Genomic DNA, 15752 nt, shown 5'->3' with positions numbered 1-15752 from the left:
CCGCCGGATCCGTACAACCGTCTCCACAACCAACATCCCGATCTCGCCACCTGGAAAACCAAGTCGCTGTCTAAACCATCGGAATGGTGGTTCCCTTTTGGACGCCGATCACCCCGCTAACAGGGTCCCTTTTGCACGCCGATCCACAGCTGCTGGTGTTTTTCAACCAGGGCGGAGGCCGCTTCACCCGCATGACCACCACACTGCCGCGCGGAGAGAATGGCGTGCTGCTCACCGTCGCCGATTTCGACGCCGACGGAAAACAGGATCTGCTTTATTACCAGTACGGCGGCTCCGAGACGGAGAAGCTGTATTTCATCAACGTCTACCGGCTGGATTTCACAAAGCCGTAGTTCCAACATTCTGATTGCGCCCGCCCCGTCGGCGATGGCATCCCCGTCGCACCAACAGGGAGCCACCGCCATGAAGCCCGCCGTTGCCGCGATCGCGGCCCTTATCGCCAGCGCTGCCACCGCCGCACCCACCGTCACCGAAGCCGACTTCGTCTCGAAGGATTTCCGCTTTTCCGACGGCAAGACCCTGCCGCAGATAAAGCAGCATTACCGCACGCTCGGCACGCCGATCCGCAATGCCAAGGGCGAGATCATCAACGCTGTGATGGTGGGCCACGGCACCGGCGGCACCGGCGCGCAGTTCCTGGTGCCGCAGTTCGCCCGCCTGCTCGAACCGGGGGGCACGCTGGATGCAGCCAAATATTTCATCATCCTGCCCGATGCCATCGGCCACGGCGGATCGTCCAAGTCCAGCGACGGCCTGAAAATGGCGTTCCCGGCCTATGATTACGCCGATATGGTCCGCGCGCAGGGGCAGTTGCTCGATCATCTGGGCGTGAAGCAATTGCGGCTGCTGATGGGCACATCGATGGGCTGCATGATGGGTTTCCAGTTCGGCATCAATCTTCCTGGCCGCGCCGCCGCCATCATGCCGCTGGCCTGCAACGTGATCGAACTGGCGGGGCGCAACCGCATGTGGCGGGCGATGGCGATCCAGGCGATCAAGGCCGATCCCGATTGGCAGGGCGGCAATTTCACCAGGCTGCACTTGAATGGCATGCGCGTGGGTGTGGCGTTGCAGGCGATGGCCAGTTCCGCCCCGGTGCGCATGCAGGCCGATACGCCCGATCGCGCCAGTTCCGATGCACTGGCCGAACGCGCGATGGCTGCGGGACTAGCCAGCAGTGCCGACGCCAATGATCGCATTTATCAACTGGAGGCCAGCCGCAACTACAACCCGGCGCCACTTTTGGCCCGCATCACCGTGCCCGTCACCTGGGTGAACAGCGCCGATGATTTCATCAATCCACCCGGCGTGGGTGAGCCTGAACGCCATGTCCGGGCGATGCCGCAGGCCCGTTACGTGCTGATCCCCGAAAGCACGGAGACGCGCGGCCACAGCACGCACACGTGGAGCATCTTCTGGGAAGGCGAGTTGAAGGCGCTGCTGGCGCGCAGCCAGTGAGGCGTCAGGCGGGGCACCGGCCGGCGCCGGGCCCCTTCACGAACCGCCCTGCCGCCGCGCCGGTCGGTTCGCCGTTCTTCAACACCTGTACGCCATTGACGAACACGCTGGACACGCCGGTGGCATATTGCGCCGGCTTCGCGAACGTCGCGTGATCGGTAATGGTGGCCGGATCGAACACCACGACATCAGCGAAATAGCCCGGCTTCAGCAGGCCCCGTTCCTTGATCCCCATGTTGGTCACCGGCAGTTGGCTCAGCCGCCGCACCGCGTCCTGCAACGTCGTCGTCTTTTCCTCGCGCACATACTTGCCCAGCAATCGCGCGACATTGCCATAGGCGCGCGGGTGATCCTGGCTCAGCAGGAACACGCCCTCGGCTGATGGCGCACCCGCATCCGAACCAAAGCTCATCCACGGCAGCGCGGTCTGCCGCTTCACATTGGCCTCATCCATCAGGAAATAGGCCGTGCCCACCCGGCTGCCATCCTCGATCACCAGATCGATGGCGGTATCCTCCGGGCTGGTGCCGCGCATGCGCGAAACCTCGCCGAGCGTCTTGCCGGTGAGCGGCTTCAAAGCGGGGTTCTTGAAGCCCAGCAGCAGCACATTCTCCGGATTGCCGGCGCGCTTGGCGAGATTCTCCCAATCGGCATTCTCGTCCATCATCTCGGCCTTCACCCGGGCGCGCAGAGCCGGGTCTTTCAGCCGCTCGATCCAGCGTTCAAGCCCGCCCGATTGCACCCACAAGGGCATCGCCGCATCCAGCCCAGTGGCGCCGGCGGTATAATTATACATGTTGGCGGTGATGCGGATGCCGCTGGCCCGCGCCGCCTCGATCTTGCCAAGGATGGTGTCGAACTTGCCCCAGTTCTTCCGGCCCGACATCTTCATATGCCAGATTTCCGCCGGGCCGCCGGATTCACGCGCGATCGCGATCAGTTCATCCACCGCAGCCTCGATGCGGTCGCCTTCGGAACGCATGTGGCTGATATACATGCCGCCACAGGCCGCACTTGCCTTGGCCAGCGCCACAAGCTCCGGCGTTTCGGCATAGGCGGCCGGCGCATAGATCATTGATGTGCCCAGCCCCAGCGCGCCCTCGTTCATCGCCGCGCGCACCAGCCCCTGCATCCGCGCCAGCTGTTCGGGCGTCGGATCAACATCGCTTTCGCCCACTTCATGCACGCGCACCGTGGTGTGGCCCACGAAGCTGGCAACATTGGGCGCAATGCCCTTCTTCTCCAGCGTGGCCAGATATTCGCCCAGCGTCGTCCAGCTGATGGGGTATTTGATATCGTCCTGGCGGAGCGCGCCAAGCCGCTTCATCTCTGGGTTGAGCGGGCCCATCGACGTGCCTTCGCCCATGATTTCCAGTGTGACGCCCTGGCGGATATCACTCTGCGCGCGGCCATCGATCAGCAGGCTTTCGGTCGCCCAGCTCAGCATGTTGACGAAGCCCGGCGAGATGGCCTGGCCCTTCACGTCGGTGACGCTGGCGCCGCCCGTCACACTGGCGGGCGCGGCACCCTTGCCAATGCCGGTGATCCGGTCCCCGTCCATCGCCAACCAGCCGGCATAGGGCGCTTCGCCCGAACCATCGACGATCAGGCCATTGGTGAGCACCGCCGGCTTCGCCATCGCAGACGTGGCCAGCAGGAAAGCGGCAAGTGCCAGAATGCGCATGATTGATCCCCCTTGGTGATGGGGGCAGCTTATGGCGCGCCATCGCTGCCAGCAAGGGTCCAGCGATCTTGGCTGTATGGTTCTTGCAATACACTCGTTCAAGATATATCTTAAGGGCTCAACACCCCCATCTGGAGTCGCCCCCATGCACTTCCGTTTCCACTTCGATCGCGATGGCTTCCACAAGGAGATTGCCAAGGACTTCGGCGGCCGCTGGTCCGGCCGTGGCAGTAGCTGGGCCGCCTTTGCGCAGCGCTTTGCCGATGAATTCGGTGATGGCGGGGATAGCCCGCGTCCGCGCCGCCGCCGTTTCGGCGCGGAGGCGCTGAGGATCCTCGTCCTCCACCTGCTCAAGGAAGAACCGCGCCACGGTTATGACCTGATCAAGGCCATCGAGAATCTGTCCGCCGGCCTTTATTCGCCGTCGCCGGGCATGATCTATCCGATGCTCAACATGCTGGCCGATGAAGGCCTGATCGCCGAAGTTGCCGGCGAGGAAGGCCGCCGCCGCTATGCCATCACAGATGCCGGCCGCGCCGCGCTGGACGCCGCCGAAGCGCACTTGAAAAACGCGCTGCAGCGCCTGGCCGACATGGCGCGCTGCAATGCAGACGATGGCCGCGAACCGTTGCGCGAGGCCATGCACGATCTGCGCGCCGCTCCGCGCGACGCGGTGCGTGACGCCGAATCGAGCGCCGAACGCGCCGAAGCCATCGCTGCCATCCTGCGTGAAGCCGCCGAGAGGATCGGCAAGCTCTGATCGGGCTTGTTGGAAGATAAGGGCCTCCGGCGGGCAGGGCCTTAGGCCCTGCACCCACTTTCGTTGGGATCAGCCTCTCGGCGCGGCCGCGCGGGCCAAGCGGTCGTTGATGGCCAGGCCCAGGCCGTGCCGCGGCACCGGCGCGACAGCAATGCCAGCGCGGCCCGAGGCTTGCGCGACATGCAGCAGATCGAACAGCCGGGCGGCGGCTTCAGTGAGGTCGCCGCTGGCCGACAGCGTGGCATCACCCGCCACGGGGCCGAAACCGATGTGATATTCGTCCGGCCCAGCCGTCACGGCCTCCAGCCGCACCGGCTGCTGCGGCGCATAGTGCGATGCCATCATGCCGGGGGCGACAATCCCCTCTCCCCCTGCGGGAGAGGGCGACTCGCCGCTTGCGGCGAGCGGGGTGAGGGGTTCTCCCGCCACAGCCACGATAGCCTCAACCGCCACAGCCCCCGCCCGCAGCAACCGCCAGCCTGTCCCCTCTACCGCAACAATCGTCGATTCCACGCCCGCCGCGCACGGCCCGGCATCGATCACCAGCACGTCGGCCAACGATGCCAGCACATGTTCCGCCCGCGTCGGTGAAATCCGCCCCGAAGCATTGGCTGACGGCGCCGCCAGCGGGCCCACGCTGCGCACCAGTGCCTGCATCACCGGATGCGCCGGGCAGCGCAGCGCAATCGTCTCCAGACCCGCCGTCACCAGACTGGCCACCGGCGCGCCCGCTCGGAATGGCAAAACCAGCGTCAGCGGCCCCGGCAAGAACTTTTCCGCCAACGTGTGCGCCAACGGTGAGAAGATCGCCAATGTCTCTGCCTGCGCCACGTTGGCCACATGCACGATCAACGGGTTGAAGCTCGGCCGACCCTTGGCGGCATAAATGCCCGCTACCGCCGCGCCATCATCCGCGCGCGCCGCCAGACCGTACACCGTCTCCGTCGGCACCGCGACCAGTCCGCGCGCGCGCAGCACATCCGCCGCTGCGGCAATGCCGGCGGCGTCGGGCAGAAGGATGCGGCTTTTGCTGGCCATGGCGCGCGTCTATACCGGGGTGATAGCGAAAACGGAAACCAGCTCATGCCCTACACCGCTCCCACCACCGAACAGCGTTTCGTGCTCGACGTGATCGCCGATCTGCCGGGCCTCGCCGCATTGCCCGCCTATGCCAACGCGACGCCGGATATGGTGGACGCGATCCTGGCCGAATCCGGCAAGCTGGCTGGGAACGTCTTCGCGCCGCTGAACAAGAGCGGCGACAAGGCCCACGCAAAACTGGACAACGGCGTGGTGACACTGCCCGCCGGTTTCGTGGAGGCCTATGGCCAATATGTGCAGGCTGGCTGGGCGGGGCTGGGCGTGCCGGAAGCGCATGGCGGCCAAGGCTTGCCCTTCGCCGTCGCGGTCGCCGTGCAGGAACAGCTCACCTCCGCCAACATGGCCTTCGCCTTGTGCATGATGCTGAGCCAGGGCGCGATCGAGGCGCTCGCCGCCCACGCCAGCCCGGAATTACAGGAGCGCTACCTCTCCAAGCTCGTCACCGGTGAATGGACCGGCACGATGAACCTCACCGAGCCAACCGCCGGCAGCGACGTCGGCGCGCTGAAATCCCGCGCGGAACCCAACCCGGACGGCAGCTGGCGCATCAAGGGCACCAAGATCTTCATCACCTGGGGCGAGCATGACGCGGCGGAGAATATCGTCCACCTCGTCCTCGCCCGCACGCCCGACAGCCCGGCGGGCACCAAGGGCATCAGCCTGTTCCTGGTGCCCAAGTTCCTGCCCGATGGCACCCGCAACGACCTGAAATGCGTTGGCCTTGAACACAAGCTCGGCATCCACGCTTCCCCCACCTGCACGATGAGCTTTGGCGATCATGATCAGTGCATCGGCTGGATGGTCGGCCGTGAAGGCGGCGGCATGCGCGCCATGTTCACCATGATGAACAACGCCCGCGTGCAGGTGGGCCTGCAGGGCGTCGCCATTGCCGAAGGCGCCATGCAGCACGCGCTGGATTATGCCCGCACCCGTGTGCAGTCCGCTAAGTTCGGCGCCGGGCCCGCTGCGGTGCGCATCATCGAACATGCCGACGTGCGCCGCACTATCATGACGATGCGCGCCCTCACCGAAGCCAGCCGCGCGCTGGTGTATCTGAATGCCGCCGCCGTTGACCGGGCGCACACCGGCGACAAGGCCGGGCAAGGCCTCGCCGATTTGCTCACCCCCATCTCCAAAAGCTGGGCCACCGATATCGGCGTCGAGGTCGCCAGCCTTGGCGTCCAGATCTTCGGCGGCATGGGCTATGTCGAGGAAACCGGTGCCGCCCAATATCTGCGCGATGCCCGCATCGCACCGATCTATGAAGGCACCAACGGCATCCAGGCCATGGACCTTGTCGGCCGCAAGCTCGGCATGGATGGCGGTCAGCATTGGAAGGACCTGCTCGGCGAAGTCCGCGCCACGCTGTCTGATCTCGATGAGGACGAGGAACTCAAGCTGATCACGCCCTGGCTGCAGGACGCGCTCGATTCCGCGCAGACCAGTTCGCTCTGGCTGGCCGGCGCCAACAACCCGGACGATGTCGCCGCCGGTGCCACGCCCTATCTGCGCCTAATGGGCCTCACGCTCGGCGGCTGGCTGCTCGCCAAACAGGCGCTGGCCTCACGCCACCACCCCGATCCGCAGTTCGCCGCCGCCAAACGCGCCACCGCGCGCTTCTTCGCCGAACAACTGCTGCCGCAGGTGCAGGCGCTCAGCGCGTCCGCCATGCGCGGCGCGGCGCTGCTCTATGCGATTCCGGAAGACGGATTGGCCGCAGCCTAAACCCGCGCCCACACCCGCCCGTTACCCCCTCCAGATGGAGGTGGCAAAATGGGGGCGGAGGATCGCGTGCCGCGCCGCGTGCCAGCTAGGCGCGGGCGAGATGACCGCAACAGCCGGGTGCAGCAACGCTCGCGCTGGATGTTGATTGCCGGCAGTGCGCTGTTGCTGGTGGCAATAATGCTGGCCCGCTGGCTGCCGCACGGACCCGGCCGCGGCGCTGCAAAATCCGCGATTCCCATGGCGCCCGCCGTGGTGGCCGCGGCACCCATCGGCTTTGGTGAAAAGCTGACGCCGGACAAGCTCAAGCTGGTTGATGTGCCGGCCCAGCAGCGTCCCAAGGGGCATTTCGCGCGCATCGATCCGTTGATCCTGGGCCAGGGCCGTACCGCGCTGCGCCCCATCACGGCTAATGAGATCGTGACCGAAGCTGCGCTGGTGACCGGCGCCAACCGGCTTTCGACCGCGCCGCTGCTTGGCCCCACCATGCGCGCGCTGGCAATGCCGGTGAACGAAGTGGCCGGCGTGTCTGGGCTGGTCTTCCCCGGCGATCGGGTGGACCTGTTTCTGATCCGCCAGCCCGATGAAGCGATGCCCTATGCCGATCTGCTGGCGCAGAATATCCGCGTGCTGGCCGTGGGCAGCGACATGAACATCGCCCGCGACAAGCCCGGCGTGGTGAAGACCGTCACAATTGAAGTGAACCCGTTGCTGGCGCAGAAGCTTCCGCTCGCCATGGCCACCGGCGAAATCCGGCTGGCCCTGCGCCCGTTCGGCAACGAAGCGCGGGTGCGCCTGCAAAGCCTGCAGGTGAGCGACCTGAACGATGGCACCGCCACCCGCCTGGTGCGCAACCCCGGCAACACACCAGCCGCCGCCCCCCGACCGGCGGCCCCGCACCAACGCCCCGCCCAAAGCGTGATCGTGATGCGCGCAGGGGCAGGCAGCGCGGCAGACGTGCTCCCCTGATTGGCGGTGAAAAGCCCCGGCAATCCGCCAATCAGCACGGGCACCAAACCATGATGATCAGGGCTTTCCTTGACTTTCCCCTAAATCACGCCCACATGAGCGTTGCTAATCGTCGCCTGCGACGGAAATCGACTCGTTAAAATCGGCTCCTCTTCCTTTCTCGCGCTTCCAGCTCCAGCCGTGCATTTGCGGCTGTGTTTCTTGTTTTCGCGAAAGGAAAACATCTCATGATCACCGGAACCGTCAAATTCTTCAATGCCGATAAGGGCTATGGTTTCATCTCGCCGGAAAATGGTGGCGATGACAACTTCGTCCACATCAGCGCCGTCGAGCGCGCCGGCATGAGCACCCTGAACAAGGACCAGCGCGTCAAGTACGAACTGGAAACCGATCGCCGCGGCAAGACCTCGGCTGTCAACCTCGAAGCTGCGTAAGTTGCAGGGGCAGGGCAGCGCCGCAAGGCTGCTGCCCGCCCTTCGAGGCGCCCCTGCGCGGCGGTCGTTCCAGCCTTCGGGCCGGAAAACACCCGCGCAGGGTTGCTGCCTTCCTGTTCACACCACCCAATCACGACAGCATAATGGGCGCTCAACTGCGCCAGGACTTTGATGACCATACCCACGATTAAAAACACAAGCCGTGCGCAAACTGTGCGCCGCACGCTCACCCCGCATTACGGCAACCGCGAATATCGCCGTTCACCCGTCCTCTCCCGCAGCGAACTGCGCCGGCTGGTGCTCGATCAGCTGGGTTGACCAGCCACACGGCCCGCCACCCCGCTCTGGCCGGTCCCGCAAAGGATCACAGCATGCGCGCCACCAGCCTGTTCTACTCCACCCAAATCGAACAATGCGCCCGCAACGCCGCCGATGCCGTGCTGGACAATCAACGCACCATGTTCCTGCGTGCCCAGGCTGCCTGGCAAACGCTGGCCGACAAGGAAATCGCCGCCCAGGCTGAGCGCGACAAGCGCCTGCCGGCCTGAACCAGCGCGATTCAGGGCGCCGGATGCATCGCCCGATCAACCCAGTGCGCGCACAGCGCCCCCGCCAGTTGCGCGGCCACGAACGCCGGCACGCTGGCCGGTGCGATGCCATCGAATGTATCGGTCAGGCTGCGCGCAAAGGTGAGCGTTGGATTGGCGAAACTGGTTGACGACGTGAACCAGCAGGCCGCCGTGATATAAAGCGCCACGCAGGCTGGCACCGCTTCCGGGCGATGCCGCCCGGTGAGCAGCACAGTGAGCAGCAGGCCGAAGGTGGCGATATACTCGCCCAGCCATTGCCCGGCGCCGTCGCGCACATGGTCGGAAAACTGCAGGATCGGCAGATCGAACATGGCGTGCGCGCACCACACGCCGGCAATGCCGGCCACCAGCTGCACCGCCATCATCGCCCCGCCGCTGGCCCAAGTGCCTTCGCCGCGCAACCGTGTGACGATGGTGACGGCCGGGTTGAAATGCGCGCCCGATATCGGCCCCAGCATGGCGATCAGCACATAAAGCATCGCGGCGATCGCCCCGACATTGCCGATCAGCGCCACCGCGACATTGCCGCCGGCCAGCCGCTCCGCCATCACGCCCGATCCCACCACGCAGGCAAACAGCAGGAAACTGCCCAGTGCCTCGCCCACCAATATCGCCCGCATTCTGCCCCCCGGCCTCGTTGTTGGCGCCATCATCAGGGCGCTGGCGCGGCTGTCAACCGCTCAGCGCATCGGGAAGGGCAGCCCGCGCTCTCCCACCGGCGGCAGCACATCATCCACATCGATCACCCGCGCTTCATTGCTGCTGCCGGGCAGGGCAGCCAGTGTCTGGGCGGCGCGATCCAGCGCCAGCTCCCACGCCGCCGCCATGGCCGGCGTGAAGCCATTGCCGCAGCCATCGCGGATCACGGCGGCAACGATGGGCAGGAAATCGGCAAACACGGCGCGCGGAATGCCATAGGCATCGTGGGTGATGGCCTCGGTGCCCAGGAACGCCCCGCCCCAGCCGCCGTCCGGCGCGTAGGGAGCGGCCAGATCCAGCACCATCTCGAAACTGCGGTTGAGCATCTCGCCACGGATGCGGCCCGAGGTGTCGCGCCAGAATTCGGTTTCCATGGCCGGGTGCAGCGCAAACAGCCGCGCATAGATCGCCGGCTGCGGGTCGCCGATTCGAGCAACGGCCAGTTCCAGGCTGGATTCGACGGCGGCGCGGTGGTGCATGAACCCATGCTGCGCTGCGACCGAGTTGGTCACAAGTGCCGGTTTTGCAGAGGGCGGCAACGCCGACCACGGCGTTAACCCTTTATTATTGGGTTTGCCATTAATAAATTTCTGATAAACTTTAACATATAATTTCTATTGTTGTTGCGTTGGTGTGTTTGCGTAAGGCCAGCGCCGAAGTGGGGGGATGTTCCGATGTCCGATGCGCGGCCGTTCGTTGATTATTATGCGATCCTGCGGGTTCATCCCGAGTGCGATCACCGCACGCTGGAAATCGCCTATCGCAACCTTGCGAAAATCTATCACCCCGATCATCCGGAAACCGCCGACATCGACATGTTCAATGCGGTGATCGAGGCCTATCGTGCGCTCAAGGATCACGGCAAGCGCCTGGCCTATGACGCGCTCTACAGCAGCAACACCGGCTTCGCGTTTTCCGCCGACGATGACATCCTGGCTGAAGAGCGCACTGCGCGGTCCGATGCCGATGTTCATGCCGAAGTGCTGCTGTACCTGTACAAGCGCCGCCGCGAACGCGCCCAGGAACCGGGCGTGGGCCAGTATGAACTGCAGCGCATGCTGGGCTGCACCACCGAAGCCTTTGATTTCCACGCCTGGTATCTGAAGGCCAAGGGCCTGATCGAAACCACCGATGCCGGATCGTTGGCCATCACCATCGCCGGGGTGGATCATGTGATCAGCACGTCGCGCACTGTGGCGCAGGAAAAGCTGCGCATCACCCAGTTCGCCGCCAATGCGGGCCCGCGCGCCTGGCCGCACGCCGCCGCCGCCTGAACCGGGCCAGCCTGCACCCCAAGCTGATAGACGCACGCGCTGCTTGGCGTTAGGGAACGGGCAATCCCGTTTCTTCATGCAAAGCAGACCCTCGTGAACCTGTTTACCGACTATGCCGCCGTTCTGAAGGCGGCGCTGGCTGAGCTGACCGACGCTGGCACCCTGCCCACCGGCCTGTCCCATGCCAACGTCACCGTGGAACCGCCGCGCGATGCCAGCCACGGCGATCTGGCCACCAATGCTGCCATGGTGCTGGCCAAGCCTGCGGGCATGAACCCGCGCGCATTGGCCGAAGCGCTGGTCGCCGCCCTCCGCACAAAGCCGGGCATCGCCGCCGCCGAAGTGGCCGGGCCGGGCTTCATCAACCTGAAGCTGGCCGACAGCGTGTGGCACGCACAGATCAACGCCATGCTCGGCGCCGGCAGCGATTATGGCCGCTCCACCGTGGGCCAGGCCAAGCGGATCAACGTCGAATATGTCTCCGCCAATCCCACCGGGCCAATGCACATGGGCCATTGCCGCGGTGCGGTGGTGGGCGATGCCCTGGCGGGTCTGCTGGAATATGCCGGCTGGGACGTGACCAAGGAATATTACATCAACGATGCCGGCGGCCAGGTCGATACGCTCGCCCGTTCCGCCCACCTGCGCTATCGCGAGGCGCTGGGTGAGACGATCGAGATCCCGGAAGGCTTCTACCCCGGCGATTATCTGGTGCCGGTGGGCGCGGCGCTGGCCGCCGAGTTCGGCGACACGCATGTGAACGCGCCCGAAGCCGATTGGTTGGCCCTGTTCCGCACCCGCACCGTCGCCCTGATGATGGAGCGTATCCGTGCCGATCTGGCCCTGCTCGGCATCGAACAGTCAATGTTCTTCTCCGAAGCCTCGCTCGGCACCAAGGTGCAGGACGCGCTCGACACGCTGAAGTCCAAGGGCCTGATCTATGAAGGCGTGCTGGAAAAGCCGAAAGGCGATGCTGCCGACGATTGGGAAGCCCGCCCGCAGACCCTGTTCCGCTCGACCGATTTCGGTGACGATCAAGACCGGGCGATGCAGAAATCGAACGGCAACTGGACTTATTTTGCCGGCGACGTCGCCTATCACTGGGACAAGCTGACCCGGGGCTATGACGCGCTGGTCAACATCTTCGGCGCCGATCATGCCGGCTATGTGAAGCGGATGACAGCCGCGGTGAAGGCGCTTTCCGATGGCCGCGTACCGCTCGATATCAAGATCGTGAACCTGGTGAAGCTGCTGCGCGCCGGCGAACCGGTGAAGATGTCCAAGCGCGCCGGCACGTTCGTGACGCTGGGCGAAGTGGTTGAGGAAGTGGGCAAGGATGTGGTCCGCTTCGTCATGCTCACCAAGCGGCCGGAATCGATGATGGATTTCGATTTCGCCAAGGTGGTGGAACAGAGCCGCGACAACCCGGTGTTCTATGTCCAGTACGCCCATGCCCGCATCGCCTCGCTGGGCCGCAAGGTGCTTGAGGCGGGCGTGGCCTTGCCGGAACCGGACCTGGCGCTGCTCGATGCCGATGAGTTAAACGTCGTGAAAATGGCCGCCAACTTCCCGCGCATCGTCGAACAAGCTGCCGACGCCCGCGAACCGCACCGCATCGCCTTTTATCTGGGCGATCTTGCCGCCGCCTTTCACAGCCAGTGGAACGCCGGCAATGATGATGCGACCCGTCGCTTCGTGCTGGCCGATCGGCCTGATCTGACCGCAGCGCGGCTGGCCATGGCGCGCGCGGTGGGGCAGGTGATCAGGAACGGCCTCGCGGTGATCGGGGTGGCCGCTGCCGAGGAACTACACTGATGGCGCAAAGGGACGAAGACGCCCTATGGATGGCTGAAGCGGCGCCGCTGCGGGCGGCGCCAAAGAAGCGCCCGCTGCTCAACATCATCATCGCCGTGCTGGCGCTGGGCGCGGTGGCGGCGGTGGCGCTGCTGATGCTGCTCGGCCGGCGCGATGACGGCTCGTCCCAGGGCTATATGGAAGCCGACCAGGCACCGCTGATCGAAGCCGATGCCGGCCCGTACAAGGTGCCGCCCGCCGATCGCCAGGGCATGGATGTGCTGGGCGACGGCGAAGTGATCCATGAAGCCGTACGCGGCGAGAATCCGGGTGCGGTGATCGACATGGGCGCCCTGCCCGAAGAACCGCTGGGCCGGCCGCGTGATCTGCTGCCGCCGGGCAGCGCAGCGCCGCCGCCCGCCGCGCCAGCGGGCCAGCCGGTGCAGGTGCAGGTGATGCCGGCCGGGCCAACCGCCACGGCACCCGCCCGCCCTCTGGCCAAACCCGCGGTGCCGCAGCCAGCGCCCGTGGCCGTGAAGCCAGTGCCGGCCAAGCCCGTTGCCGTGCCGCCAGCGCCCGCCACCCCGCCGGCAGCAACCGGCAGCAAGACGGTGCAGATTGGTGCCTTTTCGAGCGAGGCCAAGGCCGAAGTGGAATGGGCCCGGGTGTCCGGCAAGGCAAAGCTGACAGGCAAGCAGATCCAGAAACTGACCTTGTCCAGCGGCAAGACGATGTGGCGGGTGCGCGGCACGGCCGCTGATCCCGATGCCGCCTGCGAGGCCATTCTGGCAGTCAAGGGCGCCTGCGAGGTGAAGAAGTGATGCAGCCGCTTTTCCTCGGGCTCGCCGGCCTTGCCCTGAATGATGACGAGCGCGCGCTGTTCCGCGCCGCCAATCCGGCCGGGTATATCCTTTTCAAAAGAAACGTCGATTCGCCGGATCAGGTGCGCGCGCTGACCCAGAGTTTACGCGATCTGGCCGGCCGCAATGTGCCGATCCTGATCGATCAGGAAGGCGGCCGCGTCGCCCGCCTGCGCCCGCCGCATTGGCCGGAGTTCCCGACCGGCGAGCGTTTTGGCCTGCTCTATTACAAGGCGCCGATCACCGCGATCGAGGCGTGCCGGTTGAATGCGCTGGCGCTGGCAGCCTTGCTGAAGGACCTCGGCATTAACGTCGATTGCCTGCCGCTGCTCGACGTGCGTGACACCCAAGGTCATGATATCATTGGCGATCGTAGCTTCTCTACGGAACCGATGGTGGTCTCCGCGCTCGGCAAGGCGGTGCTCGATGGCTTCCGCGCCGGCGGCATCTGCGGCGTCGTCAAGCATATCCCCGGCCACGGCCGCGCCCGGGCGGACAGCCATTTGGAACTGCCCGTGGTCACCGCCAGTCGCGAAGATCTGGAGCGCGATTTCGAGCCATTCCGCCGCCTCGCCGATGCGCCAATGGCGATGACCGCTCACATCACCTACACCGCGCTCGACGCCGCGCGCTGCGCCACGCTTTCTCCGGATGTGATTGATTTCATTCGCCAGGATATCGGCTTCGGCGGCCTGCTGATGTCCGATGATCTGGGCATGCACGCCCTCGGCAACCCGCAATCGGGGGGCCACCCGCCGGGCAGCAACGCCCTGCAGGATTTCGGTGCCCGCGCGCTCGCCAGCCTCGATGCCGGCTGCGACATCGCCCTGCATTGTTCTTCTAATTTCAATGAGATGCGTTCCATCGTCGAAGCCGCTCCGGTGATGAGCGACGCCGCCGCGACGCGCCTCGCTGCCGCCATGGCGTGGATGGGGAGCGGTGAAGCACGGGGCGATTCCACCCCTGTCACCGAATGGGCCGCCGCCCGCGACGCCCTGCTGGCGCTTGCGTGATCGAAGCGGACGAGCAGTTCGATCTGCCGGTGCGGGCCGCACCGGAAACGAGCACGCTGATCCTGCAACTGGGCAGCTGGGAAGGCCCGCTCGATCTGCTGCTTACCTTGGCGCGGGCGCAAAAGGTTGATCTGGCGCAGATTTCCATCCTGGCGCTGGTCGATCAATATCTGGGTTTCATCCGCGACGCCAAGGCGCTCAGCCTGGAACTGGCCGCCGATTACCTCGTCATGGCTGCTTGGCTGGCCTATTTGAAATCCCTGCTGCTGCTGCCCAAGGACCCGGAGGCCGAACCCGATCCGGCTGAGCTGGCGCTGAAACTGCAATTCCAGCTGCAACGGCTGGAAGCCATGCGCGAATCTGGCCAGAAACTGCTCGCCCGCCCACAGCTGGGCTGTGACATGTTCCGCCGCCCCAATCCGGAAGGCCTCGCCGAAGAGAAGCGCGCCACCTTTGAATGCAGCTATTATGATCTGCTTTCCGCCTATGGCGCCATCACCGCGCGGCGCTCACGCTCCGTCCATGTCGTCCGCCGCCGGCCGGTGATGGCGCTGGACGAAGCCATCGAACGGCTTGAACATTTGTTAGGCCCGAGTATCGACTGGACGGAGCTTGTGCGCTTCCTGCCGGCCGATTTGGCGGACGAATCTTATGCCCGCTCGGTGCTGGCCTCCAGCTTTGTCGCCGCGCTGGAACTCACCCGCCAGGGCAAGGCAACGCTGAGCCAAGGCGCCGCCTTTGCCCCCATCCTGCTGAGGGCCCGTCATGACTGACGAGACTGTGGATTTCGCACTGACCCGCGCCTTGGAAGCGATCCTGTTCGCGGCCGATGCGCCGCTCAGCCTTACAGAGATCACCCGCCATGTCGGCGAACGCGGCGACCTTTTACCCACGCTGCGGGCGCTCGCCACCAGTTACGAACCGCGCGGCATCAACCTCGTCGAACGCGGCGGCAAATGGCAGTTCCAGACCGCGCCCGATCTCGGCCATTTCCTGCGCACCAGCCGCGAAACGGTGAAGAAACTCAGCCGCGCCGGCGTCGAAACACTGGCGGTGATCGCCTATCACGAGCCGGTGACGCGACCGGAAATCGAGGAAATCCGCGGGGTTGCGGTTTCCGGCGGCACGATCGACGTGTTGATGGAAGCTGGCTGGGTCCGCCCCGCCGGTCGCCGCGAAACCCCCGGCCGGCCGCTGCAATATGCAACGACGCCGGAATTCCTTGCCCATTTCAATCTCACCAGCCGGCGCGACCTGCCCGGCATGGCGGATCTGAAGGCCGCCGGCCTGCTCGACCGCGAGCCGCCGCGCGAACTGCCGCTGCCGCTGGGCGGGCGCGAGGAATGAAAAGCCCGCTCACGCCATGGGCATGA

The 15752-nt window shown here is 65.4% G+C and carries 17 protein-coding genes; 13 read left to right on the top strand and 4 right to left on the bottom strand.

The window, feature by feature from the left end; genetic code table 11:
- Positions 1-83: 83 nt before the first annotated feature.
- Both Q7O19_RS08265 and Q7O19_RS08260 read left to right on the top strand, forming a co-directional pair.
- Positions 84-353, top strand: a complete 270-nt coding sequence (locus tag Q7O19_RS08265) for a VCBS repeat-containing protein (protein WP_303809850.1) — start codon at positions 84-86, stop codon at positions 351-353.
- A 70-nt stretch (positions 354-423) separates the two neighbouring features.
- Positions 424-1479 carry an alpha/beta fold hydrolase gene (locus Q7O19_RS08260; RefSeq protein ID WP_303809849.1) on the top strand — a complete coding sequence of 352 codons (1056 nt, stop codon included), beginning with the start codon at positions 424-426 and terminating at the stop codon, positions 1477-1479.
- A gap of 4 nt (positions 1480-1483) precedes the next feature.
- Here the strand turns inward: Q7O19_RS08260 and Q7O19_RS08255 are convergent, their stop codons facing one another.
- Positions 1484-3163 carry an amidohydrolase family protein gene (locus Q7O19_RS08255; protein WP_303809848.1) on the bottom strand — a complete coding sequence of 560 codons (1680 nt, stop codon included), beginning with the start codon at positions 3161-3163 and terminating at the stop codon, positions 1484-1486.
- A 145-nt stretch (positions 3164-3308) separates the two neighbouring features.
- Between Q7O19_RS08255 and Q7O19_RS08250 the strand changes: the two genes are divergently transcribed.
- On the top strand, positions 3309-3923 hold the full coding sequence (locus Q7O19_RS08250; protein ID WP_303809847.1) for a PadR family transcriptional regulator: 615 nt from the start codon (positions 3309-3311) through the stop codon (positions 3921-3923).
- Positions 3924-3992: 69 nt separating this feature from the next.
- On the opposite strand, the gene Q7O19_RS08245 is transcribed toward Q7O19_RS08250, so the two are convergent.
- Positions 3993-4961 carry an L-threonylcarbamoyladenylate synthase gene (locus tag Q7O19_RS08245; protein ID WP_303809846.1) on the bottom strand — a complete coding sequence of 323 codons (969 nt, stop codon included), beginning with the start codon at positions 4959-4961 and terminating at the stop codon, positions 3993-3995.
- Positions 4962-5006: 45 nt separating this feature from the next.
- Here Q7O19_RS08245 and Q7O19_RS08240 point away from each other — a divergent pair, with 45 nt between their 5' ends.
- The 4 genes from Q7O19_RS08240 (at position 5007) to Q7O19_RS08225 (ending at position 8697) form a co-directional block, all read left to right on the top strand.
- A complete protein-coding gene (locus Q7O19_RS08240; RefSeq protein ID WP_303809845.1) occupies positions 5007-6749 on the top strand; it encodes an acyl-CoA dehydrogenase in 1743 nt (580 codons plus the stop codon).
- Positions 6750-6797: 48 nt separating this feature from the next.
- Positions 6798-7715, top strand: a complete 918-nt coding sequence (gene cpaB, locus Q7O19_RS08235) for a Flp pilus assembly protein CpaB (protein WP_303809844.1) — start codon at positions 6798-6800, stop codon at positions 7713-7715.
- 227 nt (positions 7716-7942) lie between these two features.
- Positions 7943-8149 carry a cold-shock protein gene (locus Q7O19_RS08230; protein ID WP_022680866.1) on the top strand — a complete coding sequence of 69 codons (207 nt, stop codon included), beginning with the start codon at positions 7943-7945 and terminating at the stop codon, positions 8147-8149.
- 371 nt (positions 8150-8520) lie between these two features.
- Positions 8521-8697, top strand: coding sequence for a hypothetical protein (locus Q7O19_RS08225; RefSeq protein WP_156874514.1), 177 nt, complete (start codon positions 8521-8523; stop codon positions 8695-8697).
- 11 nt (positions 8698-8708) lie between these two features.
- Here Q7O19_RS08225 and Q7O19_RS08220 read toward each other — a convergent pair whose 3' ends face one another.
- Positions 8709-9359, bottom strand: a complete 651-nt coding sequence (locus Q7O19_RS08220; RefSeq protein WP_303809843.1) for an aquaporin — start codon at positions 9357-9359, stop codon at positions 8709-8711.
- A 60-nt stretch (positions 9360-9419) separates the two neighbouring features.
- Positions 9420-9950: a globin gene (locus tag Q7O19_RS08215; RefSeq protein ID WP_303809841.1), complete on the bottom strand. Its 531-nt coding sequence runs from the start codon at positions 9948-9950 to the stop codon at positions 9420-9422.
- Between the two features lie 162 nt (positions 9951-10112).
- Here Q7O19_RS08215 and Q7O19_RS08210 point away from each other — a divergent pair, with 162 nt between their 5' ends.
- From Q7O19_RS08210 to scpB, 6 genes are all read left to right on the top strand, one after another.
- Positions 10113-10712 carry a J domain-containing protein gene (locus Q7O19_RS08210; protein WP_303809839.1) on the top strand — a complete coding sequence of 200 codons (600 nt, stop codon included), beginning with the start codon at positions 10113-10115 and terminating at the stop codon, positions 10710-10712.
- A 93-nt stretch (positions 10713-10805) separates the two neighbouring features.
- Positions 10806-12527, top strand: a complete 1722-nt coding sequence (gene argS, locus Q7O19_RS08205) for an arginine--tRNA ligase (protein ID WP_303809837.1) — start codon at positions 10806-10808, stop codon at positions 12525-12527.
- Positions 12527-13327 (top strand): SPOR domain-containing protein, encoded by an 801-nt coding sequence (locus tag Q7O19_RS08200; protein WP_303809836.1) that lies wholly within the window; start codon positions 12527-12529, stop codon positions 13325-13327. The genes argS and Q7O19_RS08200 overlap by 1 nt, the downstream gene beginning before the upstream one ends.
- Positions 13327-14379: a beta-N-acetylhexosaminidase gene (gene nagZ / locus Q7O19_RS08195; protein WP_303809835.1), complete on the top strand. Its 1053-nt coding sequence runs from the start codon at positions 13327-13329 to the stop codon at positions 14377-14379. The genes Q7O19_RS08200 and nagZ overlap by 1 nt, the downstream gene beginning before the upstream one ends.
- Positions 14340-15152 (top strand): ScpA family protein, encoded by an 813-nt coding sequence (locus tag Q7O19_RS08190; RefSeq protein ID WP_303809832.1) that lies wholly within the window; start codon positions 14340-14342, stop codon positions 15150-15152. The genes nagZ and Q7O19_RS08190 overlap by 40 nt, the downstream gene beginning before the upstream one ends.
- Entirely contained in the window at positions 15145-15726 is a 582-nt protein-coding gene (gene scpB / locus Q7O19_RS08185; protein WP_022680875.1) for an SMC-Scp complex subunit ScpB, read from the top strand. The genes Q7O19_RS08190 and scpB overlap by 8 nt, the downstream gene beginning before the upstream one ends.
- Positions 15727-15752 lie beyond the last annotated feature (26 nt).

Origin of the sequence: Sandarakinorhabdus limnophila DSM 17366 (assembly GCF_945882885.1) — a bacterium.
In the GTDB taxonomy this organism is placed as follows: domain Bacteria; phylum Pseudomonadota; class Alphaproteobacteria; order Sphingomonadales; family Sphingomonadaceae; genus Sandarakinorhabdus; species Sandarakinorhabdus limnophila_A.
This window is presented reverse-complemented; position numbering and strand designations above follow the sequence as displayed.

What these genes read in the sequence shown, in the direction of transcription:
- Q7O19_RS08260 (WP_303809849.1), top strand. Translation starts at nt 424, where the DNA reads ATGAAGCCCGCCGTTGCCGCGATCGCGGCCCTTATCGCCAGCGCTGCC.
- Q7O19_RS08230 (WP_022680866.1), top strand. Translation starts at nt 7,943, where the DNA reads ATGATCACCGGAACCGTCAAATTCTTCAATGCCGATAAGGGCTATGGT.
- cpaB (WP_303809844.1), top strand. Translation starts at nt 6,798, where the DNA reads ATGGGGGCGGAGGATCGCGTGCCGCGCCGCGTGCCAGCTAGGCGCGGG.
- Q7O19_RS08245 (WP_303809846.1), bottom strand. Translation starts at nt 4,961, where the DNA reads ATGGCCAGCAAAAGCCGCATCCTTCTGCCCGACGCCGCCGGCATTGCC.
- Q7O19_RS08210 (WP_303809839.1), top strand. Translation starts at nt 10,113, where the DNA reads ATGTCCGATGCGCGGCCGTTCGTTGATTATTATGCGATCCTGCGGGTT.
- Q7O19_RS08190 (WP_303809832.1), top strand. Translation starts at nt 14,340, where the DNA reads ATGGGCCGCCGCCCGCGACGCCCTGCTGGCGCTTGCGTGATCGAAGCG.
- Q7O19_RS08200 (WP_303809836.1), top strand. Translation starts at nt 12,527, where the DNA reads ATGGCGCAAAGGGACGAAGACGCCCTATGGATGGCTGAAGCGGCGCCG.
- Q7O19_RS08220 (WP_303809843.1), bottom strand. Translation starts at nt 9,359, where the DNA reads ATGCGGGCGATATTGGTGGGCGAGGCACTGGGCAGTTTCCTGCTGTTT.
- Q7O19_RS08250 (WP_303809847.1), top strand. Translation starts at nt 3,309, where the DNA reads ATGCACTTCCGTTTCCACTTCGATCGCGATGGCTTCCACAAGGAGATT.
- Q7O19_RS08225 (WP_156874514.1), top strand. Translation starts at nt 8,521, where the DNA reads ATGCGCGCCACCAGCCTGTTCTACTCCACCCAAATCGAACAATGCGCC.
- Q7O19_RS08265 (WP_303809850.1), top strand. Translation starts at nt 84, where the DNA reads ATGGTGGTTCCCTTTTGGACGCCGATCACCCCGCTAACAGGGTCCCTT.
- Q7O19_RS08240 (WP_303809845.1), top strand. Translation starts at nt 5,007, where the DNA reads ATGCCCTACACCGCTCCCACCACCGAACAGCGTTTCGTGCTCGACGTG.
- nagZ (WP_303809835.1), top strand. Translation starts at nt 13,327, where the DNA reads ATGCAGCCGCTTTTCCTCGGGCTCGCCGGCCTTGCCCTGAATGATGAC.
- scpB (WP_022680875.1), top strand. Translation starts at nt 15,145, where the DNA reads ATGACTGACGAGACTGTGGATTTCGCACTGACCCGCGCCTTGGAAGCG.
- Q7O19_RS08255 (WP_303809848.1), bottom strand. Translation starts at nt 3,163, where the DNA reads ATGCGCATTCTGGCACTTGCCGCTTTCCTGCTGGCCACGTCTGCGATG.